The organism is Flavobacterium sp. ZT3R18, from assembly GCF_007097385.1.
Lineage (GTDB): Bacteria > Bacteroidota > Bacteroidia > Flavobacteriales > Flavobacteriaceae > Flavobacterium.
Genome location: NZ_VJZS01000001.1, coordinates 323,129 through 350,078 on the forward strand (window position 1 = coordinate 323,129; position 26,950 = coordinate 350,078).

General features: G+C 34.3%; 21 protein-coding genes and 2 tRNA genes. 11 read left to right on the plus strand and 12 right to left on the minus strand.

The window, feature by feature from the left end:
- Positions 1 to 36: 36 nt before the first annotated feature.
- The 7 genes from FNW52_RS01385 to FNW52_RS01415 all read left to right on the plus strand — a co-directional run bounded on the left by FNW52_RS01385 (position 37) and on the right by FNW52_RS01415 (position 9,226).
- Complete coding sequence (locus FNW52_RS01385) at positions 37 to 2,430, plus strand: TonB-dependent receptor (RefSeq protein ID WP_143375634.1); 2,394 nt, start codon at positions 37 to 39, stop codon at positions 2,428 to 2,430.
- A gap of 34 nt (positions 2,431 to 2,464) precedes the next feature.
- Entirely contained in the window at positions 2,465 to 3,547 is a 1,083-nt protein-coding gene (locus FNW52_RS01390) for a hypothetical protein (RefSeq protein ID WP_143375635.1), read from the plus strand.
- A gap of 100 nt (positions 3,548 to 3,647) precedes the next feature.
- Complete coding sequence (locus FNW52_RS01395; RefSeq protein WP_143375636.1) at positions 3,648 to 4,091, plus strand: nuclear transport factor 2 family protein; 444 nt, start codon at positions 3,648 to 3,650, stop codon at positions 4,089 to 4,091.
- A 161-nt stretch (positions 4,092 to 4,252) separates the two neighbouring features.
- Positions 4,253 to 4,705, plus strand: coding sequence for a nuclear transport factor 2 family protein (locus tag FNW52_RS01400; protein ID WP_143375637.1), 453 nt, complete (start codon positions 4,253 to 4,255; stop codon positions 4,703 to 4,705).
- A 403-nt stretch (positions 4,706 to 5,108) separates the two neighbouring features.
- A complete protein-coding gene (locus FNW52_RS01405; RefSeq protein ID WP_143375638.1) occupies positions 5,109 to 6,164 on the plus strand; it encodes a sensor histidine kinase in 1,056 nt (351 codons plus the stop codon).
- Entirely contained in the window at positions 6,161 to 6,880 is a 720-nt protein-coding gene (locus FNW52_RS01410; protein WP_143375639.1) for a LytTR family DNA-binding domain-containing protein, read from the plus strand. The genes FNW52_RS01405 and FNW52_RS01410 overlap by 4 nt, the downstream gene beginning before the upstream one ends.
- Before the next feature lie 603 nt (positions 6,881 to 7,483).
- Positions 7,484 to 9,226, plus strand: coding sequence for a CocE/NonD family hydrolase (locus tag FNW52_RS01415; RefSeq protein ID WP_143375640.1), 1,743 nt, complete (start codon positions 7,484 to 7,486; stop codon positions 9,224 to 9,226).
- 75 nt (positions 9,227 to 9,301) lie between these two features.
- Here FNW52_RS01415 and pruA read toward each other — a convergent pair whose 3' ends face one another.
- From pruA to FNW52_RS01460, 9 genes are all read right to left on the minus strand, one after another.
- Positions 9,302 to 10,930, minus strand: a complete 1,629-nt coding sequence (gene pruA / locus FNW52_RS01420; protein ID WP_143375641.1) for an L-glutamate gamma-semialdehyde dehydrogenase — start codon at positions 10,928 to 10,930, stop codon at positions 9,302 to 9,304.
- Between the two features lie 275 nt (positions 10,931 to 11,205).
- Positions 11,206 to 11,592, minus strand: coding sequence for a Co2+/Mg2+ efflux protein ApaG (gene apaG, locus FNW52_RS01425; protein ID WP_143375642.1), 387 nt, complete (start codon positions 11,590 to 11,592; stop codon positions 11,206 to 11,208).
- A gap of 289 nt (positions 11,593 to 11,881) precedes the next feature.
- Positions 11,882 to 13,129 (minus strand): DUF5103 domain-containing protein, encoded by a 1,248-nt coding sequence (locus FNW52_RS01430; protein WP_143375643.1) that lies wholly within the window; start codon positions 13,127 to 13,129, stop codon positions 11,882 to 11,884.
- A 243-nt stretch (positions 13,130 to 13,372) separates the two neighbouring features.
- Positions 13,373 to 16,279, minus strand: a complete 2,907-nt coding sequence (locus FNW52_RS01435; RefSeq protein WP_143375644.1) for a DEAD/DEAH box helicase — start codon at positions 16,277 to 16,279, stop codon at positions 13,373 to 13,375.
- Positions 16,280 to 16,519: 240 nt separating this feature from the next.
- Positions 16,520 to 17,284: a class I SAM-dependent methyltransferase gene (locus FNW52_RS01440; protein ID WP_143375645.1), complete on the minus strand. Its 765-nt coding sequence runs from the start codon at positions 17,282 to 17,284 to the stop codon at positions 16,520 to 16,522.
- 79 nt (positions 17,285 to 17,363) lie between these two features.
- Positions 17,364 to 17,738, minus strand: a complete 375-nt coding sequence (locus FNW52_RS01445) for a GxxExxY protein (protein WP_143375646.1) — start codon at positions 17,736 to 17,738, stop codon at positions 17,364 to 17,366.
- 132 nt (positions 17,739 to 17,870) lie between these two features.
- Positions 17,871 to 18,689, minus strand: coding sequence for a type I methionyl aminopeptidase (gene map / locus FNW52_RS01450; protein ID WP_143375647.1), 819 nt, complete (start codon positions 18,687 to 18,689; stop codon positions 17,871 to 17,873).
- A gap of 80 nt (positions 18,690 to 18,769) precedes the next feature.
- On the minus strand, positions 18,770 to 19,084 hold the full coding sequence (locus FNW52_RS01455) for a type II toxin-antitoxin system RelE/ParE family toxin (protein WP_143375648.1): 315 nt from the start codon (positions 19,082 to 19,084) through the stop codon (positions 18,770 to 18,772).
- Positions 19,074 to 19,307 (minus strand): hypothetical protein, encoded by a 234-nt coding sequence (locus tag FNW52_RS01460; protein WP_143375649.1) that lies wholly within the window; start codon positions 19,305 to 19,307, stop codon positions 19,074 to 19,076. The genes FNW52_RS01455 and FNW52_RS01460 overlap by 11 nt, the downstream gene beginning before the upstream one ends.
- A gap of 179 nt (positions 19,308 to 19,486) precedes the next feature.
- Here FNW52_RS01460 and FNW52_RS01465 point away from each other — a divergent pair, with 179 nt between their 5' ends.
- Entirely contained in the window at positions 19,487 to 20,743 is a 1,257-nt protein-coding gene (locus tag FNW52_RS01465; protein ID WP_143375650.1) for a DUF445 domain-containing protein, read from the plus strand.
- Positions 20,744 to 20,811: 68 nt separating this feature from the next.
- Here the strand turns inward: FNW52_RS01465 and gpmI are convergent, their stop codons facing one another.
- Together gpmI and FNW52_RS01475 are read right to left on the minus strand one after the other, a co-directional pair.
- Positions 20,812 to 22,329: a 2,3-bisphosphoglycerate-independent phosphoglycerate mutase gene (gene gpmI, locus FNW52_RS01470; protein ID WP_143375651.1), complete on the minus strand. Its 1,518-nt coding sequence runs from the start codon at positions 22,327 to 22,329 to the stop codon at positions 20,812 to 20,814.
- A 117-nt stretch (positions 22,330 to 22,446) separates the two neighbouring features.
- Positions 22,447 to 24,873 (minus strand): DUF5916 domain-containing protein, encoded by a 2,427-nt coding sequence (locus FNW52_RS01475; protein WP_143375652.1) that lies wholly within the window; start codon positions 24,871 to 24,873, stop codon positions 22,447 to 22,449.
- 434 nt (positions 24,874 to 25,307) lie between these two features.
- On the opposite strand from FNW52_RS01475, the gene FNW52_RS01480 reads away from it, so the two are divergent.
- The gene (locus FNW52_RS01480) at positions 25,308 to 26,030 is read left to right on the plus strand and encodes a murein L,D-transpeptidase catalytic domain family protein (protein WP_143375653.1); all 723 of its coding nucleotides are present in this window, start codon (positions 25,308 to 25,310) and stop codon (positions 26,028 to 26,030) included.
- Positions 26,031 to 26,177: 147 nt separating this feature from the next.
- Here the strand turns inward: FNW52_RS01480 and FNW52_RS01485 are convergent, their stop codons facing one another.
- Positions 26,178 to 26,624 carry a GNAT family N-acetyltransferase gene (locus FNW52_RS01485; protein ID WP_143375654.1) on the minus strand — a complete coding sequence of 149 codons (447 nt, stop codon included), beginning with the start codon at positions 26,622 to 26,624 and terminating at the stop codon, positions 26,178 to 26,180.
- A gap of 135 nt (positions 26,625 to 26,759) precedes the next feature.
- On the opposite strand from FNW52_RS01485, the gene FNW52_RS01490 reads away from it, so the two are divergent.
- A tRNA-Gly gene (locus tag FNW52_RS01490) sits at positions 26,760 to 26,832 on the plus strand.
- Positions 26,833 to 26,875: 43 nt separating this feature from the next.
- Positions 26,876 to 26,948: transfer RNA gene (locus FNW52_RS01495), tRNA-Gly, on the plus strand.
- The last annotated feature ends 2 nt before the right edge of the window (positions 26,949 to 26,950 follow it).

Below are 26,950 nucleotides of genomic sequence, written 5' to 3' on the forward strand. Positions count from 1 at the left end.
AATTACAGGATTACTTTAGCCCAAAAAAAGTAAACTATGAAATTAAAATACATTATTGTCTTTTTGGTATTCTCTTGTACATCAATGTCTGCCCAGTTTAAAATTACTGGGAAAGCAACTACTAAAGATAACAATCCTGTCTCTTTTGCCGAAGTTATTCTAATAGGCGAAGACGCAAATAATAGAAAAATCGAACTTACAAACGATAAAGGGGACTTTGTCTTAGAGGTAAAACAAGGAAAATACACATTGGAAATTCGACAAGTAAACGAGCTTTTGTTAACAAAAAACATATCATTAACGGCCGCTTTAGATTTGGGGGTTATAACAATTGATAACGCAATTCAGTTAGAGTGGGTTGTAGTTGGAGGGAAAAAGCAACTGATCGAAAGAAAAGTAGATCGTTTGGTTTTTAATGTCGAAAATTCGATTATTGCCACAGGAGGAGATGCTTTGGAAGCACTTAGAGTCACTCCGGGGATAAAAGTGCAGAATGACAATATAACTATTATTGGGAAAAGCAATTTATCGGTTATGATTGATGATAAAATTATCCAACTTTCTGAGGAAGATTTGGCTAATTATCTAAAATCAATTCCATCCGATAATATTAAAAGTATAGAAGTAATTACAACACCACCAGCTAAATATGAGGCTGAAGGTAAAAGTGGTTTGGTCAATATCAAATTAAAAAAAGCAAAAAAAGATTCTTGGAATGCCTTGGTAGGATCTACTTATCTTCAAAGGTTTTATAGTCAGGGTGCTGTAATGGGTAATTTTAATTATAATAAAAACAGATTGGGTATTACATCGTCTTTAAATTATTTGTCTGGCAGAAGATACAATATTCAGGATGATTATACTTATTTCCCAACGGAGACATGGCATACTAATTCCTCGTATAAAAGTGTGAATACCAGAATATATGGTAAATTAGGTGTTGATTATCAAATAACTGCAAAATGGACTCTGGGAGGTCAAACTTTATTTAACAATTCCCAACCTTTATTCACGGATAGTCCTTTTACAGGTATTTATGATAATGCCAATGGTAAAATCACGAGTTATTTAAAGTCAAATGGAGGAGTAGCGACACTAAAAGTAGCTATTAGTTCATTAAACTTTTACAATGAATATAAAATTGATTCTTTAGGAAAAAAAATCACTTTAAATCTGGATTATTTTAACTATAAAACAAAAGATAGTAGAACTTATAATGGTATTTCGGTTGTCGAAAATCCGTACTCACAAAAATATTTTGCGGGAATAAATAGCAATATACAAGGCATAACGAACTTATCGGGGAAATTAGATTTTGATTACCCCACAAAATGGGCGACTTTGAGTTTTGGCGGTAAAGTTTCGAATTCAAAATCAAATAATCACATTTCAGCCTTCAATAGTGGCTTAGTAGATAAACCAGTTTTAGAATTGCCTTTGAAACAAAGCGAGTTTGACTATACCGAGAACATACAAGCGGTTTATTTTTCGGGAAGCAAAAAAATAAATGAGCACTGGGACTCTCAATTTGGATTAAGAATGGAAACTACCCAAACCAAGATTTTTGCTGGAAGCTTAAGCCAACCGATTAATAAGGATTACATTAAATTTTTCCCAACAGCCTATTTGACTTATATTGCAAATGCTAATTCGACTTTTAGCTTTAGTTATAGCAAAAGAATTGAAAGACCTCAATTTAGGGATTTGAATCCTAATACACATTTTTGGAACCCTTTTCAATCTTTTAATGGTAATCCGTTTTTACAACCTGCATTTATTGATAATACAGAGCTAACCTATACTTATAAAAAAATGGAGAGTAAGTTTTATTTTAGTTATGAGAACAATTTAATTTCGGAGGTTACAATCGCCGACCCTAATTCAAATGAAATTCTACATACAAGCGAAAATTATATAGATACACAACGTTACGGAATTTCGGAGAATTATGTTTTCGATAGACTTAAATGGTGGACAAGCAATAATGCGGTCGATTTCAATTATGCCATATCTAAATCTAGTTTAACCGTTGCACGAAGTGAACAAAAAGGATTCAATTCCAGGATATCAACCAATAATGATTTTAATTTGAATATCGATAAAACATTACTTTTTAATGTGGGTTATTGGTATAGTTTTCCAGGCATAGACGGTATTTTTACTAATAAGGAAATGAGTTCCTTTTCTCTGGCGTTTCAATATCTTTTGTGGAATAAAGATTTGAAAATTTCCTTAAGAGGGACTGATATATTTAAAACTGAAAAAATAAATAGAAGCTCTATCGTTAATGGTGTTTATCACGAAGGTAAGAATTACTATGATAATCAATCCTTTCAGCTTTCAGTTTCTTATAAATTTGGAAATAAAAAGAGTGCCCCAACACAAAGAGTAACAGGTAATGAAGAGGAACGAAGCAGGACGGGGAGTTAATAAATTTCAATAGCAATTTAAAATCACAATCAATATGAAACCAATTTTAAAAAACACAATCACGATCACAATGGTAGTTTGCTCTCTAAACTTATTTTCGCAGGAAGCAAAACAAGAGATCACTATTAATGAAACTTCCAGATCAATAAAGCCAACTTTGTTTGCCGATTTAGGGGAGACCTGTACAACGCCAGATGGAATGGCTTTGGATAAAAAAGGGAATCTCTATTTATCTGTATTAAACCCTACTTCGTTTGAAAAAAATGGGTCTAAAATTTTAACTTTCGATAAAAATGACAATCCTGTAACTTGGTTTGATCAATTGCCACTTCATCCGATCACAAAACGAGTGCATCCAATGGGAATGGAATTTGGCCCTGACGGAAACTTGTATTTGATGGATAACCAATGTTTCGCTGGGAAAGAAAATTTCTCCAGATTGATTAGAATTATTGTCGAAAAAGGGAATCCTAAATACGCAGAAATTCTGGCAGAAGGTTTCAACTTTGGAGAAGCCATTAGATGGTCTAAAAATAGAGTTTATATAACGGATGCTTTGGGAGATAAGAAAAGAGAAAGCAGTATTTATAGCTTTTCATTAGAAGAATTAAATAGTGGTAAAATAATTCTAGATGCATCAACAAAGGAAAAATATTTAGTAAGTCTATTTACTTTGAAACCCGAAATTAAAGGGAATTCAATTGGAATTGATGGGATTGCATTCGACAAAAAAGGAAATTTGTATGCCGGAAACTTTGGCGATGGCGTGATTACAAAATTTGAATTCACCAAAGAAGGCAAAGTAAAATCTAAAAAAGTAGTTTTCGATTCCGATAAATTAAAATGCTGTGACGGCTTTTTTTACGATGAGAAAAGGAATTCTATTTTCATAGCCAATTATGACAACAATAGTGTTCATCAACTGGATTTAAATACCAATACGATCTCATTAATTTGGGAAAACGGCAACAATGATGGTGCCGACGGGCAATTGGATAATCCTTGTGAAACCATCATTTATAAGGGTAAATTACTTGTGGTAAACTACGATACTTTTAAAGGATCGAAGAATACAGAAATAGATAATTTTCATACAATTTCAGCATTTCAGCTTTAAATTGTATAATAATGTAATAAAATACCTTACATCTCGTTGAGTAATAGTTTAATTTTGAATAATATTAAGTAAATCAGATAACAATAAAAACAAATCAATTATGATAAAGACAACACTAATGCTTCTTTTACTTCTAATCAATACGCTAACTTTTGGACAAACTAAAACGGAAGATGATGCAATTAAAGCTGTTATTGAAAGCGCTTATGTAAGCGGAATACATAATGGTGGATCAATTGAAGAAATAAGAAAAGGTTTTCATCCTACATTTAAAATGCTAAGTCTAGAGAATAATGATATTTCTTCACTTTCATTAGAGGATTGGATAATAAGAATTGAAAACGGACGAAAACAAAATGCAGGAAACCCAACAATAAAGGCAGAATGTGAGTATTTAAGCATAACTACGTCAGGAAATGCTGCGACAGTGGTTTTGAACTTATTTAAAAATAAAAAGAAAATTTTTACGGATCATATGATGCTTTACAAATTTTCCGAAGGTTGGAGGATTGTTTCAAAAGCATATTATAGAATACCTCGATAACAAAGAATAAAAAACAACGCATAACAATCGATTTAGTTTTTTCTGTCCCGTCATTTATAAATAGGCTAGGACGTAGTAGCGTAAAAAGATAGTTATTGATAAATATAAAAAGAATTGATAAATTACTAATCACCAGATAAATCCTAATTAAAATCTATATTATGAAATTAATTTCTTTTTTTATTCTATTCCTAGTTATTACCACTTTTAAAGTGCAAGGTCAGACAGCTAAGGACACGCTTGATGTGAAGAGAGTGGCACTTGCTTACATTGAGTCACAACATAATCCAAATCCCAAGCAAATGCAAGATGCTTTGCATCCTCGAGTGGTAAAAAGGTCAGTCTTCAAAAGTAAAAAGGCGAAAAAAGATTTTATCTCTGAATTTTCAGCGGAAAACTTGATTATTCTTGCAGAAACCTATAATGCCAGTGGGGATAAGTTTCCGAAAAATCCCAAGAAAGAACTTAAATTACTCGATGTGTCTCCATTGACTGCATCGGTTAAACTAATTGCTGACGAATGGTTTGACTACATGCACATAGTGAAGATTAATGGAGAGTGGAAAATTATTAACGTCCTTTGGCAGTATAATAATGTGTCAGAACACCAATAGGATTAAAACTCTAACCTCAGTATGGATTCAACAATTTAGAATTTGTTTTTCTTTATTCTTTGGTTCAAAAATTAAATGTAATAAGTATTGCCTTGGCAAACTACTGTCAAAAAAGAAAAGAACAACAGGCAATTTCGTAAAACTACAGTTCTAGATTTGTTAAAGCCATTATACCATTATAAACAAACCCCACAAGATTTCAAAACAATCTGAATTCTTGTGGGGTTTAAATCATAAATCGCAAATCGTTAATCTATAATCATAAATCTTTATGTGTTGGAGTAGTATAATTAACGAACGGACTCCATTCATCCTCTATTATTTTCCGTTCATGTACTTTTATTTGCTCAATCTGTATTAGAGGAATACCTTTACTACGGCACTAAAAACTTTTGCATTGAAAATGATTACAAGAATATCGTCCTATTGGAAAATTCAGCTCATCGGATGGATTACTACTTCTTTGTATTGGGGATTTTTGGCTTTTTTTAACGGTGATTTTATCTGGGAAATGGGCATAGCAGATCTAATACTGGATGTGTCGATTGGTATTACACTGACACATATTTACAGAAATTTTGCTTTAAAAAAGGGATGGAATAAATTAAATCTGAAAATGTTAATCCCAAAAATTGCACTTGGTGTTTTGGCACTTTCGGTATTGTATATGTTTTTGATTGTTGGTAAACTTTATCTGGTACGTTTGTTTATTTTAAAAAGTGCACCCGTTTCATTTTTTGAATTTTTCAAATCTACACAATTACAGGTTTTTATCACAGGAACTAGATTAATGTCTATTTGGGTATTGGCGTACCATCTTTATCATTATTCAAGACTTGAAATAGAAACTGTAAAGGAAAATGCCCGATTGTCGATTGTAATAAAAGAGGCACAACTCAATAACCTGAGCGCACAGCTTAACCCGCATTTCTTTTTTAACTCGCTGAATAATATAAAATTTTTGGTATTAGAAAACCCCTATTCGGCTAGGAGAGCAATTGATCTTTTATCAGAGTTGCTAAGGAATTCCTTAAACAGTAATATTGGGAGATTAGTATCCTTAAATGACGAAATTAACCTTGTCAAAGATTATCTGGAATTAGAAAAAATACGATTTGAGGAACGTTTGCAAACGAAAATTGAAGCAAGTGTAGACTTGTCAAAACATTTTATTCTGCCTTTGAGTATTCAGTCGCTGGTTGAGAATGCCATAAAGCATGGAATTGAAAAAAGGAAAAGTGGTGGATTTATTACTGTAAAAGTTGAAATGGAGAACAATTTTATAAAAATCAGCGTTCAAAACTCGGGCAAGTTAAGTAAAGAGAGTAAAGATTCAGGTATTGGGTTAAATAACCTGAGAGAGAGGCTATTATTACAATATAACGGAAATTCCTCTTTTGAAATTAAAGAGATGAAAGACGAAACGGTTTTGGCAACTATTTTACTTCCATCCGAATGAAAAAAATAAAAGTTATAATAGTTGATGATGAACGTTTGTCACGCGAAGAACTGAAAAGAGCATTAAAGGTGTATGAAGACTTTGTTCTTATAGGCGAGGCCGAAAATGCCGATGTAGCTAAGGATTTGATTGAAACGAAAATGCCTGATTTAATTTTTTTGGATATTCAAATGCCTGAGAAATCCGGCTTCGATTTATTGGAGTCCTTAGATAGTGTGCCAGCAGTACTATTTACTACAGCGTATAACCAATATGCTGTTCAAGCATTTGAAGTAAATGCCTTAGACTATCTAATGAAACCCATACGAGAGGAACGTTTTGCAAAAGCAATTGAAAAAATAAGGAATACTATAAGCATGAAATCCTCTTTTAATAATGCTGAAACAAAAGACCGAAAAATTTTCATTAAGGATGGGGAGAAACGATTCTTTATCCAATTGAATGAAATTTATTTAATTGAATCGCTTGAAAATTACACCAGACTTTTTTTTCAAGAAAAAAAAGCGCTGCAAAGGCGTTCTCTCCGCCAATGGGAAGAGATACTGGATGAAAATATTTTTTTCAGAATTAACAGAACCGAAATTGTAAATATTAAATATATCCAAGAAGTAAATAGGACAATCGGCGGCAGGTTGGAAGTGAAACTAAAAACTGGAGAACTATTAGAAGTCTCAAACCGCCAATCGGTTAAATTCAAAAATCTAAATGGGATTTAATAAATGAATGGTAATTTTTTTTTAAAATGTTTATATAGAAACGTATAAACTAGAAAAACCTACACTGTTTTCAGATTTCGTGAAATCTATAGTGCTACAGACGGCATAGATTTGGAGAAAAAACGAAAAAAAGTAAAACTGAAACCCAGATTCCACATTAGAAATAATTGGTCTTTTTGATTGTTACGTGCCAAATGCAATCTTCGATACCTGTTGAAAACCCTGAAAGGGTGAAATGATTATAGAAATAAGTAATTCCATCGTACGAAAACCCCAAAGGGGTGGCTTTTTTACATCTGAATGTATTGATTATTAAGATGGAGGTTTTTTAATAAAAAAGGTTAAATAATTTCACCCCCCTTCAGGGTTTGCTCACCGACGCGTTATATATTTTCTATAATCATTACACCCCTTTCGGGGTTTGGATGAGTTATACCAATTGTATTCGCTAATCTAATAATCCCAAAAGTTTCAGGATTGTAAGGATACTGATTATAATTTGTCTTCTGCATGAAGTCTAATGCTAAATGCGCCGTTATTGATTGTTTTCAAGCCATTTCAAAATTTTAGATTTAAATAAAACTACCTAAATAAAACTAATAAATGAAACCAATTTTAAATTTTGTATTTCTTATTTTAATACTGTCAAATGCGTTCTCACAGCAGACAAGTGTAACAAAATCAGAAGATTTAAAAAGTGCTTATGATATTCAAGACAGTGTGATGATTAAAACACGTGATGGCGCATTTATATCAGCAATGGTGGTGCGAAAAAAAGGAATCACTACTCCAAAACCTGTCATCTTTCAATATACTATTTATGTTAGGGACAAAGGAAGAGATATTAAAACATTAAAAGAAGCTGCGGACAACGGTTACGTAGGCGTTATTGCCTATACAAGAGGTAAGCGGTTTAGTCCAAGTGAAATATTCCCTTATGAGAATGATGGCAATGATGCTTATGATGTTATTGATTGGATCAGTAAACAAGAATGGTGCAACGGAGGTGTAGGGATGTATGGCGGTAGTTATAATGGATTTACGCAATGGGCAGCTTGTAAAAAAATGCATCCTGCACTTAAAACAATTGTGCCTTATGTTGCTAACAGACCAGGAATGGGACTTCCAATGGAAAATAACATTTCTGTAAACCCCAATTACGAATGGTCGTTTTATGTTGGCAATAACAAGTACCTAGATACTATTGCAGGCAATGACAGACAGCGATTTAGAACAATGCAGGACAAATGGTGGAAAACAGGCGTGGCCTATAAAAAAATGGACAGTATTGACGGCAGTCCCAATAGGCTGTTTCAACGATGGATAAGCCATTCTTCATTTGACGAATATTGGCAGAAAATGGCGCCGTACGGAAAAGAATTTGCACAAATAAATATTCCTGTGCTGGCTTTTGACGGATATTACAACGATTCTCAAAATTCAAGTTTGTATTATGTAAGAGAACTTCAGAAATATAATCCACAAACTCCGGTTTATGTAATTATTGGGCCGTACGGTCACTTTGGTACTCAAATTGGAGGCGAACTTAATTTGTATGACTACAAGGTTGATTCAATAGCCATAATCAATATAAAAAAAATAACGTACCAATGGTTTGATTATATTCTAAGAAACAGCACTAAACCAGAAATACTGAAAGACAAAATTAACTATCAGGTAATGGGAGCAAATGAGTGGCGAAGTACCTCTTCTATTGATAAAATGGCCAATGGTTTTCTCAAAATGTATTTGACAGATAGCAAATCAGGAAAGTTTTATGCTTTAAATGACAAAAAACCAATTCAAAAAAAGTATCTGTACCAAGAAGTTAATTTTGCTGACAGACAAACGGAAAATAATGATTACTACCCAGATCCAATTATTAGAAAAGAGATAGATACTAGCAATGGATTTATTTTTATAAGTGAACCCTTGAAAGAATCGATGTTAATTAATGGTTCTTTTTTTGGGGAGATAAAAGCGAGTATCAACAAAAAAGATATGGATATAGGGGTTACTTTATATGAAGTAATGCCAAATGGAGACTATTTTCATTTGTCTTATTTTTTAGGTCGTGCCAGTTACGCCAAAGACACTACAAAAAGAAATTTACTGAAACCTAATGAAATAGAATCTATCCCTTTTTCGAATACACATTTGGTCAGTAAGCAATTGAGTAAAGGCAGTCGTTTGCTTGTGGCTATCAATGTAAATAAAAATCCATTTTCTCAATTAAATTATGGAACAGGCAAAGAGGTTAGCGATGAAACCATTGAAGATGCGAAAGAACCTTTAAAAATAAAATGGTATAATGACAGTTTTATAAAAATTCCAGTTTGGAAATAAAGGGTCGAATCAACAAAAATAAAAGCCGCAAATTTCATTTGAAATTTGCGGCTTTTTTATAAATCTAAAATTAGACTATTCTCCTAAAAACGGGTATCTATAATCTACTGGAGTAACAAATGTTTCTTTGATCGTTCTTGGCGAAGCCCAACGCAATAAGTTCAATGCTGAACCCGCTTTGTCGTTAGTTCCTGATGCTCTTGCACCACCAAAAGGTTGCATTCCTACAACAGCTCCTGTTGGTTTATCATTGATGTAGAAGTTTCCGGCAGCATTTTGTAAAGCGGTTGTAGCTTCTTCGATTGCATAACGGTCTTGACTGAAAACAGCTCCTGTTAAAGCGTACTCAGATGTAGAATCTACCAATTTCAATGTTTCAGACCATTTAGCGTCTTCATAAACAAAAATCGTCATTACAGGTCCGAATAATTCGGTTTCCATAGTGGTGTAATGAGGGTTTGTTGTTACGATGATAGTTGGTTCAATAAAATAACCTACTGATTTATCGTAGTTTCCACCAACGATAATTTCGGCATCGGCATCTTTTTTAGCTTGGTCAATAAAACTAGCTAATTTATCAAAAGATCCTTCGTGAATTACTGCAGTGATAAAGTTACCAAAATCTTCTGGAGAACCCATTTTCATTGATTTGGTATCGGTAATCAATTGTTCTTTTATGGCTGGCCATAAGCTTTGCGGAACATAAGCTCTTGAAGCAGCTGAACATTTTTGACCTTGAAATTCAAAAGCACCACGAACAATTCCTGTTGCTACTTGTTTTGCATTGGCACTTGGATGAGCGATGATAAAATCTTTACCTCCAGTTTCACCTACAATTCTTGGGTAGGTTTTGTAGTGGTGGATGTTAGTTCCAATTTTTGACCAAATATCTTTGAATACATGAGTTGAACCTGTAAAGTGAATTCCAGCAAAATCACGACTTGCCAAAACAGTATCGGTAATCATCAATGCATCTCCAAAAACTACGTTGATAACTCCATCAGGAACTCCCGCTTCTTTGAATATTTCAATAATGATTTGAGCCGAAAATACTTGACTATCACTTGGTTTCCAGATAACCACATTCCCCATCATAGCAGCACTTGCTGGAAGGTTTGCAGCAATGGCAGTAAAGTTAAAAGGTGTAATCGCATATACAAAACCTTCTAGAGGTCTGTATTCTAAACGATTCCACATATCTGAAGTAGATGCTGGTTGATCTGCGTAAATTTGAGTCATAAATTCTACGTTGAAACGTAAAAAGTCGATCAATTCACAAGAAGCATCAATTTCTGCTTGGTGTATATTTTTAGATTGCGCAATCATTGTTGCAGCATTGATTCTTGCTCTGTATGGCCCTGCAATAAGTTCAGCTGCTTTAAGGAAAATAGCGGCGCGTTGTTCCCATGCCATATTTGCCCAAGCTGTTCTAGATTCTAGAGCATTGGCAATAGCTTTTTCTATATGTGTTTTTTCGGCAAGATGATAGGTTCCTACGACATGTTGGTGGTCGTGTGGAGCAGTCATGTTTTTAGTGTTTCCGGTTCTAATTTCTTCGCTACCAATATATAAAGGTACATCGATTGTAGAATTCCACATTTTTGTATAAGCTGCTTGAACGGCTGCTTTTTCTGGTGAGTTTGGAGCGTATCCTTTTACGGGTTCGTTAACCGCTTTCGGTACATTAAAAAAACCTTTTAGCATATTCCTTAAATTTAATATTAGACAATTAGATAATTAAACAATTCAAATTTTATGAATTAGATAATTTCACGCAAAAGTACAAAGGTTAATTGATTAATATGTCAATTGGGAGGTTATAAAATTAGGAAATTAAGATTTAAGATTTTTGATTAACGATTTTTGATTGCAGATTTCTGTATAATCGAAATTTTGTACGTAATCTAAAAAATCTTAAAAATACTCAAGTTGACTGATAATTCTTAAATCAAAAATCGTTAATCAAAAATCTAACGGTTTTAATTTAAAGCAAAAGGGGCACACATTCTAAAGGTAGGTACAATAACTTTGAAGGATTTTGTAGAAGTAAAATTAATCATATCAAAATGACCTTTCATAGCTCCGTATGGGGAGGATAGTAAACAACCTGAACTATACGTGTGCTGTTCGCCTGGTTTTAAAACTGGTTTTTTACCAATAACACCTTCACCGTCCACAAATTCTAAGTCGTTTAAGGAATCGTAGATTTCCCAATGACGTGAAGTCAATTGAACAGAATCTTTACTGTGGTTTTCTATTGTAATCTCATAACTAAAGGCAAAATGAATCTTGTAGTTTTTGAAGTACGTTCCTTCAAAACTAGTCAATACTGATATTTTAATGCCTCTTGTTATTTGTGAAACCATGGTAAAGAGCTATAAATAGTTACTTCATTTTGACAAAATTACAAAAAAAATATAGTGAATCTAAAATTTTTTTTGGAATGTTTTTTTGTAGCTCTTTAGCCCTGAGTCCCGATAGCTATCGGGAGTGAAGAGTGATTAGCTTTTGGGTACACAAAAAAAGGAGTATAGATCATTAAAAAGCTATTTGGCTTATTCCTTTTGCATAAATTTTGAATGTATTTAGGCTAGAATCTACTATTCCAAGCTAATCACTAAAGGCTATTCGCTAATCACTGAGAAGTTACGTTTTTTAATTTGTTAGCTGTAATGAATTTGCCGTTCCATAGCCGATGACTTTTTCGTATCGGTCTCCGTTTCCTTTGTAATAAACCAAAACGGAATAGTCATTTACGGTTTGATAAAAGTTTCCATCAATACCGTTTTCCTGATCCATGATGCCTTTATTGTCTGCAATATGGTATTGGTAGTTTACGAATCCCTGTTTAATTAAAATGGCTTTTTCATAAAGAGCAGTTTTTGCATTATAATCCATTTTGTATTCGGGGGAGGTACTATAATTATTAAACATTCCACCAACATAAACATTTTTATTTAGCATAAAAGAAGGGGCCGAAAGTGTAAAGTAAACCCAAGAATAATCGGCTTCAATTTTGGGATTTTGACCATTTACAATTTGTTCCTTAAAGTTACCGTTAATATCGGTCAAGTTGGTATAAGGTAAGTTGGTTCGATCTTCGTTTGTGTACAAATGCGTATTGTAAATATCATTGTCGGAATTCACGTAACTGATGTAATTATTGGCGTATCGAATGTCTTTGGAATCAAAGTTTAAAAATTCGTTTCCCGCCCAAAACTGGGTTTCTTTATCGTATTTATAGACAAAAGTGTTTCCAATAACATATTGTGACGGAATGTTTTTTAGAGCACTATTGAATTTTCCATTTTGAAGTAATACCACTTTCAAGTTTTGTGTCGGATTTTGAAAAAGAAAATTTTCGCCTATTATTTCAAATTCTAAGTTGTGTTTAGTGTAGAGATTGCTTACTGTTCGAGCCTTTTTTATTTTTAATGGTACTTTTACAAGATCTTCATACAGAATAAAATGCCTTTTTAAAACCACTTCTTTGTCCGAATTTAAAATCGTAAGAACGTAATTGCCACTGAGAAGCAATCGAGTGTACTGATTTGGAATCGTGAGGTTGTAATGGGAATAGGTTTGTAGCGTATTAAAGGAGTTGGCATAGTCTAGAATTTTTTGACTGTCAAAACCTTGTAAATAATCACTTTTTGGAATGTCCGAAGGAATCCAATTGTAATCACAATGGGTGATTTCATAATAATAGTCAGCTTCATTACCAAATAAGTCGTCAAATTGAAAATCAAATCCGTCCCCAAGTTTAAATATTGGAATGGTGTTTTTACTGTTCTGAATAAAAGAAGCCGTTTTGATATTAAAAGGTGGCGGTACCTCAGTCTCTACTTGTGCAGTAAGAGTTAGGCAAAATAAAGAAAGTAGTAAAACAGTAATTATTTTCATTGGTCACTTGTCGTTCATGAGTGGTAAATATACGAATTATACCATTGTTATTCAATGTTGTTTAGTGTAGGAAAATACACTTCTGTTGTGTCATTTCGACGAAGGAGAAATCACATTAGTTATTTTCTTTATGTGATTTCTCCCTTTGGTCGAAATGACAAATAAGCCTTGACTAAATGACATTGGATTGTTATTGATGAATATTTGGGTTGTCCTATAATGAGAGACTATAGACTCAATGGTTTACTCCAATATAAAATCCAAATTCTCCTCAATTTCAGCACTCATATAATTTTCATCCAAAAGCGAATCGGCCAAGAGTTTTTTACTTTCCTGCAAACGAATGATTTTTTCTTCAACAGTGTTTTTGGAGATAAACCGAATCACATTTACTTTATTCATCTGCCCAATTCGATGCGCACGACCAATTCCTTGTTTTTCAGAAAAGGGATTCCACCAAGGATCCAGAAAAATAACATAAGAAGCTTTGGTAATATTGAGTCCAACTCCACCCGCTTTCAAAGAGATGAAAAATAACAATGGTTTTTCCTGCTCTTGAAAACGATTGACTTGAAATTCTCTTTCTTTCAAAGGCGTTTCTCCTGTAAGTTCGCAAAAATCTATTTTATTTTCTTGGCACCAAGTTTTATAAAAATTCAAATTGGATACAAACGAACTGAAAACAATTGTTTTTTGGTTGGATTGTACCAAAGTCTCTAAATAGCGAGTCGCAGCAATGTATTTCCCCGAATCCATTTCCGATTTGGAGTCAATCATTTTGGGGTGATTACTCAATTGTCTCAAACGCATTAACGTGTTGATAATACTAATTTTGTCTGTACTCGGGCCTTCAGCTTTCAAAAGGAAGTTTCTGGCCTTCGATTTTTCTTCTTCGTATAACTTTTCTTGTTCGGGTTCCATTTCGCAATAGAAAATCTGTTCAGACAGTTCTGGTAAATCTTTTAAAACTTGCTCTTTGGTACGCCTTAAAATAAATGGACTAATGATGTTTTTTAGTTCCAATAAGCTATTCTCGTCTTGCTTTTTCTCTATTGGGAGTTTGTAATTTTCGGCAAAAAACGAATAACTCCCCAAGATATTTGGATTGATAAATTGCATTTGTGACCATAAATCATCGAGGGAGTTTTCTATTGGAGTTCCGCTCAATGATATTTTATGGCTGGCTTTTATCTGATTGATAGCCTTGAAAATTTTGGAATTCTTGTTTTTGATGTATTGACTTTCGTCCAAAATCAAATACCTGAAATTGTATTTTTCCAAAATTGAAATATCTCTGGAAACGACTGCATAACTGGTAAAAATCAAATCGTATTTTTCTAATTTTTTAGAAAGCAGTTTTCGGTCGTTGCCAATATATTGCACTCTTCGAAAATGCGGTGTGAATTTTCGAGCTTCGTTATACCAGTTAAAAACCAATGAGGATGGTAAGACAATCAGAGCTTTTAAGTATTCTTTTGGTATTGGAATTTCGTTTCCAAATAAATCCAGTTGAACGTCTTCGGCTTTTTTAAATTCCAATTGTTCTTGTATGGCAACCAGTGTGGTCAAGGTTTGCAATGTTTTTCCCAATCCCATATCGTCGGCCAAGCATGCGCCTAAACCATTGTTGTAATGTTCCAATAACCATTTAACTCCTTCTATTTGGTAGGGTCTCAGTGTCGCTTTTACCAAAGGTGAAGGCTGGTATTCTATGACTGTTTGTAAATTTGTTGAATTTTTCAGCTCTGTAATACCTTCTAGAATAGCAAAATTACTTTTAGGCAACATAAAATTACCGTTTTGAATTCTTGCCAATTTCACCATAGGGGCGTAAAGCGTCATCCATTCAATCGGAATCAAAAAGTAATTGCCATTAGGCAAAAGAAAAAGTCGGTTTCGGTTTTTTATATTCGAAACTATTTCACTGAAACTAAATTCAAATGCCTCGCAAACCACCGTCATTTTGATGTCAAACCAATCGCTCTTTATTTCATTCGAAAATTGGATTTCCACTTTGTGAGTATCAATTTTCTTGCTGTCGATTTTCAGATTTTGAATAGAAAAGTTCAAAGACTTAAGAATTTCTTGGTTTTCTATAGCCCATTGTATGGTGGCGTAAGGGTTTTGCTTTTCTTCCTTTGGCGAAAGCCCAAACAAACCATTTTCGGTTTTTGACAGACCTATTTCCAGTAATTGATCTGCAAATGAAGATTCTGCTTCAGAGCGTTTGTACTGTATAAGTTTAATGTTGTCTAAATCACTTAAATCAATGGCCGAATTAGTTTTTTTTGTCGAATTGGCATCAAATGCATATCCGTTATAATCGAATATAAGGTTGAGGTAATAGCTGTTTTTGAAAAAATCAAGTACGGGTTGAACGGCACAAGAAACGATATTGTTTCTGGTTTCAATTTCAAAACCAGTTGCTGTGATGTTTGCCTTTTTTGCAATATCCTTGATAAACTTCTCAAAATAGTCAGGCACCAATTTGGACGGAATCTCAATGGATTTTTTCGTCAAAAAAGGAGTGATTTTTTTAGAATTGATGTGTTGCAAATAGAAAAGTTTTCTGTCAACAATGAGCCAACTCGGATCGTCCAAAAGTAATTCGATTGTAGCATCAAATGGATAAAAAACAGTTTCGTTGTCTTTTAAAGCTAGGGTATAGGTAATTCCATTTTGGTGTTTGTCAAAATGGAGTTGCGTTTCAAGGGGGGAATGATTCGTAGTAACCCGACTGTTTCTAAAATCTTTCTCAAGGTCTAAATTCATAGACAACGGAAAACCCTCTTGCTTGACTAAACTGTAAAACTGATCTAGGTTGGTTTTTGTAAATTGGCGAATGCCAAAGGCTAGTTTAGAGTCTTTGAGTAAATCATCAATAGTTTTGGCAGACTTGCTGTTTTTGCTGAATTTTCTAAAAACTTTTTCGGGTTTTAAATCCTCACAAATGGTCAATATTTTTTTGGTGGTTGTATCTAAATTTTCAAAAATAACCCCGAAACTTTGAAGTACCTCGGAACTCGCTTTCTTGTCTAAATAAGTTATAGCCTCGGAATGTTCTAGAATATAAGCAGTCGGAATATAGGTGTTTAGCTTTTTTTCAAAACTAATATCAAAGCAGAACTGAAAGGAATTCTCGGTTTTCAAAGTGATTTCTATTAGGATTGTAAATCGTAAATGGCCAATTTTTTTAATTGCTTTCACCTATAGCTCAATGCCATTAGGTTAAGATTTGTAATGCCTAACAGGTTAAAATAAACCTGTTAGGAAACGCTAATCCTAACAGGTTTTTTTTAACCTGTTAGGTGTTAATTTCTTTTCGTTTTTTTTTAAAACTTTATGACATTTAGCTATAGCTGAAGGTAATAAAACTATAAGAAATGCTATTTATTTAAAACAAACAGGAATGATTTCACCTTTTGCCAAACAATATTTTTCTACCAATTCAGGAGCTATTTTATTGGTGTAATCTTCTTCGACAACGGTAAAGCCGATGCTTCTTAGTTTGTCAAAATAATCACGCCCATAAATACGTACGTGGTCGTATTGTCCAAATATTTTGGCACGCTCTTTTTGGTCGGTAATCGTATCGTCAGCAAAAGTTACGGCTCTATTCAAATCTTGAGGGATTTGAAGAATCGCCATTCCGCCAGGTTTCAAAACGCGATACAATTCCTGCATGGCTTTGGTGTCATCTGGTATGTGTTCCAATACGTGATTGCAAAGAATGACATCGTATTGATTGTCCTCAAAAGGCAAATCACAAATATCTGCTTTTACATCTGCCAATGGCGAAAATAAATCGGTTGTAGTGTATTCTAGATTTTTTTGCTTGCGAAACAATTTATAAAAAGCCTGTTCTGGAGCAAAATGCAATACTTTCTTTGGAGCGGTAAAAAAATCGGTTTGCTCGTTTAGGTATAGCCAAAGCAAACGGTGTCTCTCTAACGAAAGTGTACTTGGCGAAAGCACATTGTTGCGTTGTGTTTCGTACCCATAAGGCAACATTGACCTGAAACTTTTCCCGTCGATAGGATCGGTGAAATTAGTTCCTTTTAAAGTAAAAGCGATAATTGGGCGTGCCACATAACTCAAACGAATAAGAATGGGACGTGGGATTGTATTGAGTATAAGTTTAAACACGGATTTCATGGGATAAAAATTTAAACACGAATTTCACTAATTCACACGAATTGTATTGTGTGAAAATTAGAATTTCACTAATTTGGGATTATAAAATTATTCTTTTGTATTTTAGACTGTCTTCTCCAAAATTGGCTAATAAGCCTAATTTGTTTTTGGATGATGCTAAATAATTTAATGTTTGTTTGATGTCACTATTTGTTAATTGTGAAATTGCTTTTACTTCAAATATTATTTCATTATAAACCACAAAGGCGGCTACGTATTTTCGAGGTAAAACAATGTCTTTGTATTCAATCTCATAAATTTTCTCTCTTTCAAAAGGGATTGAATTGATTTTGAGTTCATATTCTAAAGCATCTTTGTAAACAACTTCGCTATGACCTTTGCCAAGAATTTTATGTACCTCCATACAAAGACCAATAATTTTATATGACTCTTCTTTTAAATAAATATCATCCATATTAATCTATTATTCGTGAAATTTTGAGGGGCTAGAATTCGTGTTAATTCGTGTAATTCGTGTCTATTTTGCCTATTTATTTAGTGCAATTTTTATGGATTTAGAATTCGTGCCAATTCGTGAAATTCGTGTTTAAATCACAAAAGGCACTTTCCTGAACTCATCTTCTTCATTGCTCACAATTCCTAAGGCTTTATACACATAAGCAAACGTCGATAAAATCTCAGGTTTTCCGTCTATGATAGCCACATCGTGTTCGAAATGGGCGCTTGGTTTCCCGTCGGCGGTGGTAATTGTCCAACCGTCTTTGTGCTGTTTGATGTTTTTGGTTCCCATGTTAATCATCGGCTCAATAGCTACCACCATTCCTTCTATAAAAAGTTTTCCGCGACCTCTTTTTCCGTAGTTGGGCATTTCGGGGTCTTCGTGCATTTTTTGTCCTACACCGTGACCTACCAATTCTCGAACCACACCATAACCGTGTGCTTCGGTATATTTTTGAATGGCATTTCCAACATCTTCAACACGGTTTCCAACTCGTAACTCACGGATTCCTACGTACAAAGATTCTTTGGTTATGCGCAGTAATTTTTTAGTTTCTTCGGCTACTTCTCCAATTTCAAAAGAGTAGGCGTGGTCTCCGTGGTAACCATTTTTATAAGCACCACAATCTACCGAAATCACATCGCCACTTTCTAAGGGTTTGTCGTTCGGGATTCCGTGTACCACTTGGGAGTTCGGACTCATACATAATGAATTTGGAAAACCATAAAGTCCTAGAAAACTAGGGACTGCACCATGATCCCGAATGAATTCTTCGGCTCTTTTGTCTAGATATAAAGTAGTAACTCCTTCTTTGATTTCAGAAGCAATCATTCCTAATGTTTTTGATACGATCAATGCACTTTCGCGCATCAATTCTATTTCTTCTCTTGTTTTTTGGATAATCATTTTTGTAAAATAAGTGGCAAAAATACAATTTTATTTATAAAAAAAAGCGGTCTCGTTTTTTAAAACAAGACCGCTTTTAATTATTTGATTTTTAAAAGTTCACTTTCTAATAATTTGGAATCTCTGCGATTGTCCCAAAAAAGGACTATTGTAATTTTGGATTTTATAATTTTGTAGTAAAGCGAATAATCGTCAAAAATTAATTTTCTGTAATTGGTCTCTTCAACCTCTATTCCTAAAAACGGATTGTTTATCAATCGAGTTTCGTTTTTGGCAATTTCGGCATAAAGCTTTTTGCTGTAACGGTCATTGCCGTTTCTTTGGATAAAATAATCAAGTGTTTCGAATAATGTCAGCAGTGCAACTCTAGTCCAATTTACGGTTTTACCAACCATATTTGCTGGCTATTTGCTTCATGGCAACAGTATGCTCTACGACATCTCCATTTTGGATGTCTATTTCAGATAGTGCTATTATTTTCTTTTGAACTTTAGACAATTTCACAGGCACAATCGTAGTATCGTCCTTAAGTAAATTTTCAATCGATTTTAAAATCGAAAGATTATTCGTTTCAGAAATTTTTTGAATCAATTTTTTTTGAAGCGTTGTCGTTGTCATAACAAATCATTTTATAAATCAAATTTACCATTTATAACTTGAAAAAAATATTTTTTACAGTTATTTTTGAATGTTGTTTTAGTTTCTATAATCCTCAATTTTCAGGGATTACAGTGCGATTATTTACTCTAAAACGGTATTAAAAGCTTAAATTAGCTAAGAAATCAATTCGTTACATTATGAACGCAATAGCAGACCAAGAAAACAGCCAAAAAGAACAGGATTTGAGTAAAATGAAAAGGAATGCCTTAATTCTTCTGGGATTTGCGGTGATGCTTTTTGTGGTTGCTGTTTTTTATGATATTGATTGGTTAAAGGCTTTTAGCGAAGCAGCGATGGTGGGGGGTATTGCCGATTGGTTTGCGGTAGTAGCTTTATTCAGACATCCGCTGGGAATTCCTATTCCGCACACGGCTTTAATTCCAAACAATAAAGACAAAATTGGAGTGAATCTGGGGAATTTTGTTTCGGATGAGTTTTTGACTCGCGAAAAATTAGAAGTGAAAATTGAGCAGTTTAATGTTGCTACAAAAGCTTCGAATTGGTTGATCGATAGAAAAAATGCAGATACAGTAGCCAATCTAATAGTAGAAAATGTAATTCCGGGAGTTTTGAAAACCATAGATGATACCGAAGTACAGTATTTTATACAAGCACAATTTACCGATAAATTAAGTAAAGTAAACTTTGGAGAATGGATGGCTGTTGGTTTAGAATCATTAGCCAAAAGCGAAAAACAAGAAGAATTGGTAACCAATGTTCTGAAAACGCTTATCGTTGAATTGCAAAACAATAAGCACGTGATTGAAGAAAAAGTGAAAAGTTCGACTCCATTTCTTTCTTTTGGTTTGGCCGATAAAAAAATAGCCGAGGGTGTTTTTAATGGGTTGTACGATTTTCTGGAACAAGCAAGTCATCAAAATAGCGCTATTCGCAAAAAAGTAAATGACTATGTAGTGCATTTTATAATAGAGTTGAGAGATTCTCCCGAAATGCAACAAAAAGTCAATGATTTGGTTCTTGGCTTTGCCAATAAAAAAGAGGTGCAAGATTACATCAGCGGCATTTGGCTAGAAATCAAAACGGCAATTGCTAATGATTTAGGACTTAAAGAGGAATCGACTATCAAAAAAAGTATTACTAATTTGATTCAGAGTTTTGGTAAAGGGATTCAGGCAGATCAGTTGATGATGGATAAGATTAATAATTTTATCAAAAATGATGTGTTGTCGGTGCTTATCAATAATAAAAAAATGATTGGCGATTTGATTTCTTCAACGGTCAAAAGCTGGGATACGGATGAGGTTGCCGAAAAATTAGAACTAGAAATAGGAAGTGATCTTCAATACATACGTATCAATGGGACATTAGTGGGTGGTTTGGTAGGGCTTTTGATTTATGCTGTCGAGATTCTATTGCATAGTTTTGTGTCGTGATTTTTAATAAAAAAAAGAGACCGATTTCGAAAATCGGTCTCTTTTTGTGGTTTTATAATTTGATGCTTTTATAACAACGAATGACAAGTCATTGCCGCTGGTTGTTCGATTCCCATCAATTCAAGAATAGTAGGGGCGATGTCTCCTAAAACTCCATCTTGTATATTTTTTAAGTCTTTGTCTACCAAAATAATAGGCACAGGATTTGTTGTGTGCGCTGTATTTGGAGAACCATCAGGATTAATCATTGTTTCGCAGTTCCCGTGATCGGCAATTACGATGGTGGTATAATCATTGGCTAGAGCCGCTTCAATAACTTCTTTTACGCAAGCATCAACTGCTTCGCAAGCTTTTATGGCGGCACTCATAACACCAGTGTGTCCAACCATATCGCCATTGGCAAAATTTAGACATACAAAATCAACTTCGCCTTTATTCAATTCTGGAATCAAAGCATCTTTTAATTCGAAAGCACTCATCTCGGGCTGTAAATCGTAAGTGGCTACTTTTGGAGAGTTTCTTAAAAGTCTAGTTTCTCCTTCAAAAGGCAATTCTCTTCCGCCAGAAAAGAAGAATGTTACGTGAGGATATTTCTCTGTTTCGGCAATACGAATTTGTTTTTTGTTGGCTTTTTCCAGAACTTCTCCCAGTGTTTCTGTGATGTTGTCTTTGTTGTACACCACTTTTACATTTTCGTAGGTTTCGTCATAATTGGTTAGCGTAACATAATACAACTGTAATTTGTGCATGTTTTGCTCGTGAAAATCTTTTTGCGAAAGCGCTTCGGTCAACTCACGTCCTCTGTCTGTTCTGAAATTGAAGAAGATAACAACATCGTCTTCTTCAATGGTAGCAAGTGGTTTGTCGTTTTCATCAACCATAACCATAGGAGCGATGAATTCATCGGTCACGTGGTTTTTGTAGCTTTCTTTTATGGTTTCGTAGGCGTTTTTAGAATGTACTCCGGTTCCGTTTACCAATAAATCGTAAGCCAGTTTTACTCTTTCCCAACGTTTATCTCTATCCATTGCATAATAACGACCTACAACAGAAGCTAGTTTTACGGTAGTGTTTGCAATGTAGTTTTCTAGATCGTGTACGTATTTTTTACCCGATTTAGGATCTACGTCACGACCATCCGTAAAAGCGTGTACAAATACATTTTGCAAGCCGTAATCTTGAGTAGCATCAATTAATCCACGTAAGTGTGAGGTATGGGAGTGTACACCTCCATCAGAAAGTAATCCTAAAAAGTGTACTTTTTTGTTGTTTTGTTTGGCATACTCAAAAGCGTCGATAAGCACTTGTTCTTTTACCAAGGTTTTGTGTTCAACAGCAAGATTGATTTTGGCCAAATCTTGGTAAACAATTCTTCCAGCTCCTAGGTTCATGTGTCCTACTTCGCTATTTCCCATTTGCCCTTCAGGAAGACCAACATGTAAACCATCAGTTCTAAGTTGTGCGCTAGGGTATTTTGTGTAAAGACTATTTATAAACGGAACATTGGCATTGTCAATTGCAGAAACTTTTGGGTCAGGAGATTTCCCCCAACCGTCTAATATCATTAGAATTACTTTTTTGTTCATGGCATTTTATTTTTCGCAAAGATAAAGTATTTCAAAAAATGTATACTCCTTTCAATATGATAATTATGGATTCAAAAAGTGAGGTTTGGTCAAATGAAAACGTTATTGTTTATAAGTTTATGATTTTAAAAATACATTTTTAACCTGATTGTAGTCTATAAAATACTTCACACTTAGGGATAAAACATGACTTAAATCGTGATTGTTAAGTAGGTTCGTGTAGTTATTTCCAAAGTCTTTGTTGATTAAATTGTCATATTTAGAGGCATTGCTTCTGTATAAAAGGGTCAATTGACTCCCTGGTGCAAACCACCAATTGTAGGACATGTCCAGATTCCATGTTATTAGATTTTGATTTTTGTTTTCGGTATAGCCTTCATAAGGAGTAAGTCTTCCGTTGTTTTCTAGTTTATAGAAGTTTTTATTTTCGGTGTAGGACCAATAATAGCGGGCAGAAAGATCAAAATTCATTTTGCTGTTCAAGGAGTATTTTCCGTTGAGGCTGTTAGTGTAGTTGATCGCATTTCTGTTGGCATAGATTATAGTGTTATCGGGCAACGTTTTGTTTTTAGAACTGCTGTCAACATATCCTTTATTGTTGTTTTGGCGAAAAAAATTGAATTCGTAGTTCAGTGCGAACTTGTCATTAAAACGGTATCGCGGACCTATAAAAAAGCCATAGGACATTCTTTGAGATTCATTTAATATCGCTAAAGATGGGTTGACGTCTATGGCAAATTTGTTGTTGTAATTTGTCGAAAGCGAAAACCAACCTCCCAGACGAGTAGGGTCAATGCTGTAACTCCCCTCGCTTCTAGGTTCATAGTAGTTGTAGGTTTCTATGGGACGATAATTGATTCCAAAACCAATATGATGGTTCTTTCTGGTACTTGAATTTACATTGAGATTGATTTCGTCAGCTTGCACTTTGCCTGTCTCTTTTTGGAATTGAGTGTAGGCATTGATATTGGCATAGAAGGAGTTGAATGTTTTGGTGGGGCTAAGAATTCTATAACTTGTAAACCCATTAAAACTATAATAATTGGTTTCGAAATTAATTCCTAAATCGTTGTTGTCAAAGTCTTTCGTGACCAATTTGGCACCTAGATTATAGCGGTACTTACCACTCGTTTCTGCAAAACTCAAAGAGGTGTTAATGCCCGTTTTTTTGTTTTCAATATCATTAACATAGCTGGATTCAAAATTTCCGGATAAATTATAGGTGTTTTTTGTGGTGTTTAAATCCCATACCAAAGCAGAAACGTTCCCGTCTCTAAAGAAACCATTTCGGGTGACATTTGTATTGATTAATGAAATAGAAGAGTTCTTATGAAAACGTTGATCAAAAACCAAGACGTTATAATTGGTTAGTGGTTCTACCAAAACTTGACGCGTTTCTTGGGAGATTGTGTCTTTAATGGTAGCATATGTTTTTTTAGTAACCGCATTGAGATACCCAATGCCCAAACCTCCTTTTGTTCTTCCAGAAATTTTTGTGGCATTATAAAGGTCTACACTGGTGGGTTTTTCGATTGTTTTTTCATTAGGCTCTTTTTTGGGAGAATAGGAGGGAGGTCCGCCAATTCTTCTGGAATAGAACAGATTTCCTTTGCTGAATAAATCGGTTCCTTCGGTAAAAAAGCCTCTGTTTTCATTGAATTGTTGTTCGAAAGGACTTAAATTTAAAATTCTATCGTCATATTTGGTTTGACCAAAATCAGGAATAAGCATCGCATCTAGTGTAAATGCGTCGCTTATTCCGTATTTGATGTCTAAGCCGCCTTTTAATTCGCTGTACGTTTTTTGCTTGGCATTGGCATGGGTATAAAAAGAGGTATAGGGCAATAAGAAAAGTCTTGTGGGTGTTTTTATATTTTCAATGCCTTCAAGCGTTCCGTTTTGTTGGGTAAATGTTCCAATTTTAGAATCAATAAAATTCCAAGAATATTTCTGACGGTCTCTTCTTATTTCTCTAAAAAAGTTAACGCCCCAAGTTTGTGTTTTTTCACTCGAAAAACGCATTGCGGCATACGGAATGCGCATTTCTACAGCCCAGCCAAATGAGGTAATAAGGGCTTTGCTGTTCCAAACGGCATCCCAAGAGTAATCCTCTCCATTGGTATCGGTTGCCAAACAATCGGCTTGACCATCGGCGGCATTTACGAAAAATTGAAAATTTTGTTGTCCATCATTATAGCCATTGATAAAAACACCAAAAAAATCGGTTGTGCCAAAATCATCTCTTTTGTTAATTTCCTTTAAGATCTTATCGGGTTCGTTGTCATATAGTAGTGCGCTAATATAAATGGCTTCGTTGTCATATAAAACTCGGACTTCGGTTCTTTTGTTCTCTGGAACAGGTTTTCCGTTATCGGGTTGAAACATAACAAAATCGGTTGCAACAGGAACCGACTGCCATATTGCTTCGTCTAGTTTGCCGTCTAAGAGTATCTTTTCTGATGTGAATTTTGTTTGAAGTGTCTTTTTTTGGCTCAAGCCGAGAATTGAGTGAAGTAAAAAATAGACTAAAAATAGATTTTTCATGTAAATGGTGTGTTGGTATGGTAAAATAGTAAAGCAAAATTCACGCAGTTTCTAGAAAGATAACCTTGTGTGAAAGTTTGTACTAGTAGACCTGTTTTTTGGAGTTTTGTTACACTAATGGATTATTTTTTTGCGTCTAAAGTTGTATTTAATACTGAATTGTTTGATGAATGCTACTCTTTTTAGTATTGTTTTTTGCTTAATGTGGTTTATTTTGAAGGTGTAGTCGGGATAATCGAAATTTATGGAAATAAAGGTAAATAGCGGTTTTAGTATTTTGAAATGGGTGTTTGTAGGATAGATTCGTACTGTTGTTGTGTTAAAATATCGATAAAATGTTAAATTTAATCGATAAAATGCAGTTCTTTTTGGATTAGATGTTTTTTTGAGTAGATTTGCGAACTTCGAATTAATCTGTAACTAAATGGTATACAATGATATATAAGTTATTTCTCTCGTCTGTTCTTATGTTTTTTTCATTTGGCTCTAGTGAGATGGAAATTATGGCTCCAGAAAGTAATGCAAATAAAAGCATTGCCGCAGTTGTTGAATCTAAGTTTGACGCCAATATCGAAATGGTTTATCAAGCACTAGATGCCAATGAATTTGAGTTGCCTACTGAAGAAAGTTTTGCTGAAGCCTTAAAAGGATTTTATTTATTAAAGGAAAAAGGATTGATCAAAAAGGATATACTTACTTTGGTAGATTTTAGTTTATCTTCTAATGCAAAACGTCTTTGGGTTATCGATTTAAGAACCAATGAAGTGTTGTTCCAATCTTTGGTGGCACACGGAAGAAATACTGGAGAAGAATTTGCAACCCGCTTTTCTAATTCGGCAGAGTCTTTTCAGAGTAGTTTAGGATTTTATGCTACAGGAGAGATTTATAAAGGGAAACATGGTCTTTCGCTGAAGTTAGACGGTTTAGAAAAAGGGATAAATGATCACGCAAGGCAAAGAGCTGTAGTTGTGCACGGAGCTGATTATGTGTCGGATTCCTTTATCAGAGGAAATAAAAGACTAGGAAGAAGCCAAGGTTGTCCTGCAATTCCTGTTGAATTGGTGAGTGAAATCATTTCTATAATTAAAGATAAATCGTGTTTGTATATTTATCATCCTTCTATTGATCATACAAAAGAATCAAAGCTGATTTCTTAATTTAGGCTGTAAATCTTTTAAAAAAGGGAGGCACGAATTTGCTTCGCCAGTTCGCTATCGCTCGAGGCACGAATTTTCTTCTATAATCTAAAGGAATTAACGAAAATTCGTGGCGAAAATATTTAATTCTTGGTAGAACCTGTTTTTTTATTCCGTACAGATATTTTTAAACATCAAATTGTGTTCGCCAACCTCTTTGATTTCAAATGGCATTCCTGTTTTTTGATAGCCTAGTTTTTCATAAAAGGCTACGGCAGTTGTTCGGGCATTGAACCAAATTAAATCTACAAGCAGTTTTTTGCAATAGTCTTCGCAAAATAAAACGAGTGCGGCTCCAATTCCTTTTTTTTGATGGTGTTCTAAGGCAGCCATTCCTCGAATTTGGTATTGGTTGTTTGGTGTAAAGGCGTCATTGTTTTTTTTGTACAATGAAATGATGCCTGTCAATTCTGTATTGATGAAAAATCCAAAGTGGAGCGTCGTTTCTAGATCATCACCATCAAATAGGCAAGTTGATAGTGGTTTTCCTTTACGAAGGACAGCTTGTCTCACGGGATAGGTGTCTAAAGCGGTAATTTTTCTGATGTTTTTCATAAGGTGTAAAAATAAATAAATGTATAACAATTTAATTTTAAAATGGTTGTGAAAAGGAATGTTTAAAGTGGATTTATTTTTCAAAAAAAATTTGCAAATAACAGTTTTTATTAATTATCTTTGCACCCAAGTAATGCGAAAGTAGCTCAGTTGGTAGAGCTCCAGCCTTCCAAGCTGGTTGTCGCGAGTTCGAGCCTCGTCTTTCGCTCTATAAATCAAGTTGATTTAAGGGTTAAATGTTAATGATTAATGCGAAAGTAGCTCAGTTGGTAGAGCTCCAGCCTTCCAAGCTGGTTGTCGCGAGTTCGAGCCTCGTCTTTCGCTCC

Bases quoted from the DNA above. Each gene is read 5' to 3' on its own strand.
- FNW52_RS01385 (WP_143375634.1), top strand. From the start codon at position 37: ATGAAATTAAAATACATTATTGTCTTTTTGGTATTCTCTTGTACATCA.
- FNW52_RS01390 (WP_143375635.1), top strand. From the start codon at position 2,465: ATGAAACCAATTTTAAAAAACACAATCACGATCACAATGGTAGTTTGC.
- FNW52_RS01395 (WP_143375636.1), top strand. From the start codon at position 3,648: ATGATAAAGACAACACTAATGCTTCTTTTACTTCTAATCAATACGCTA.
- FNW52_RS01400 (WP_143375637.1), top strand. From the start codon at position 4,253: ATGAAATTAATTTCTTTTTTTATTCTATTCCTAGTTATTACCACTTTT.
- FNW52_RS01405 (WP_143375638.1), top strand. From the start codon at position 5,109: ATGATTACAAGAATATCGTCCTATTGGAAAATTCAGCTCATCGGATGG.
- FNW52_RS01410 (WP_143375639.1), top strand. From the start codon at position 6,161: ATGAAAAAAATAAAAGTTATAATAGTTGATGATGAACGTTTGTCACGC.
- FNW52_RS01415 (WP_143375640.1), top strand. From the start codon at position 7,484: ATGAAACCAATTTTAAATTTTGTATTTCTTATTTTAATACTGTCAAAT.
- pruA (WP_143375641.1), bottom strand. From the start codon at position 10,930: ATGCTAAAAGGTTTTTTTAATGTACCGAAAGCGGTTAACGAACCCGTA.
- apaG (WP_143375642.1), bottom strand. From the start codon at position 11,592: ATGGTTTCACAAATAACAAGAGGCATTAAAATATCAGTATTGACTAGT.
- FNW52_RS01430 (WP_143375643.1), bottom strand. From the start codon at position 13,129: ATGAAAATAATTACTGTTTTACTACTTTCTTTATTTTGCCTAACTCTT.
- FNW52_RS01440 (WP_143375645.1), bottom strand. From the start codon at position 17,284: ATGAAATCCGTGTTTAAACTTATACTCAATACAATCCCACGTCCCATT.
- FNW52_RS01445 (WP_143375646.1), bottom strand. From the start codon at position 17,738: ATGGATGATATTTATTTAAAAGAAGAGTCATATAAAATTATTGGTCTT.
- map (WP_143375647.1), bottom strand. From the start codon at position 18,689: ATGATTATCCAAAAAACAAGAGAAGAAATAGAATTGATGCGCGAAAGT.
- FNW52_RS01455 (WP_143375648.1), bottom strand. From the start codon at position 19,084: ATGGTTGGTAAAACCGTAAATTGGACTAGAGTTGCACTGCTGACATTA.
- FNW52_RS01460 (WP_143375649.1), bottom strand. From the start codon at position 19,307: ATGACAACGACAACGCTTCAAAAAAAATTGATTCAAAAAATTTCTGAA.
- FNW52_RS01465 (WP_143375650.1), top strand. From the start codon at position 19,487: ATGAACGCAATAGCAGACCAAGAAAACAGCCAAAAAGAACAGGATTTG.
- gpmI (WP_143375651.1), bottom strand. From the start codon at position 22,329: ATGAACAAAAAAGTAATTCTAATGATATTAGACGGTTGGGGGAAATCT.
- FNW52_RS01475 (WP_143375652.1), bottom strand. From the start codon at position 24,873: ATGAAAAATCTATTTTTAGTCTATTTTTTACTTCACTCAATTCTCGGC.
- FNW52_RS01480 (WP_143375653.1), top strand. From the start codon at position 25,308: ATGATATATAAGTTATTTCTCTCGTCTGTTCTTATGTTTTTTTCATTT.
- FNW52_RS01485 (WP_143375654.1), bottom strand. From the start codon at position 26,624: ATGAAAAACATCAGAAAAATTACCGCTTTAGACACCTATCCCGTGAGA.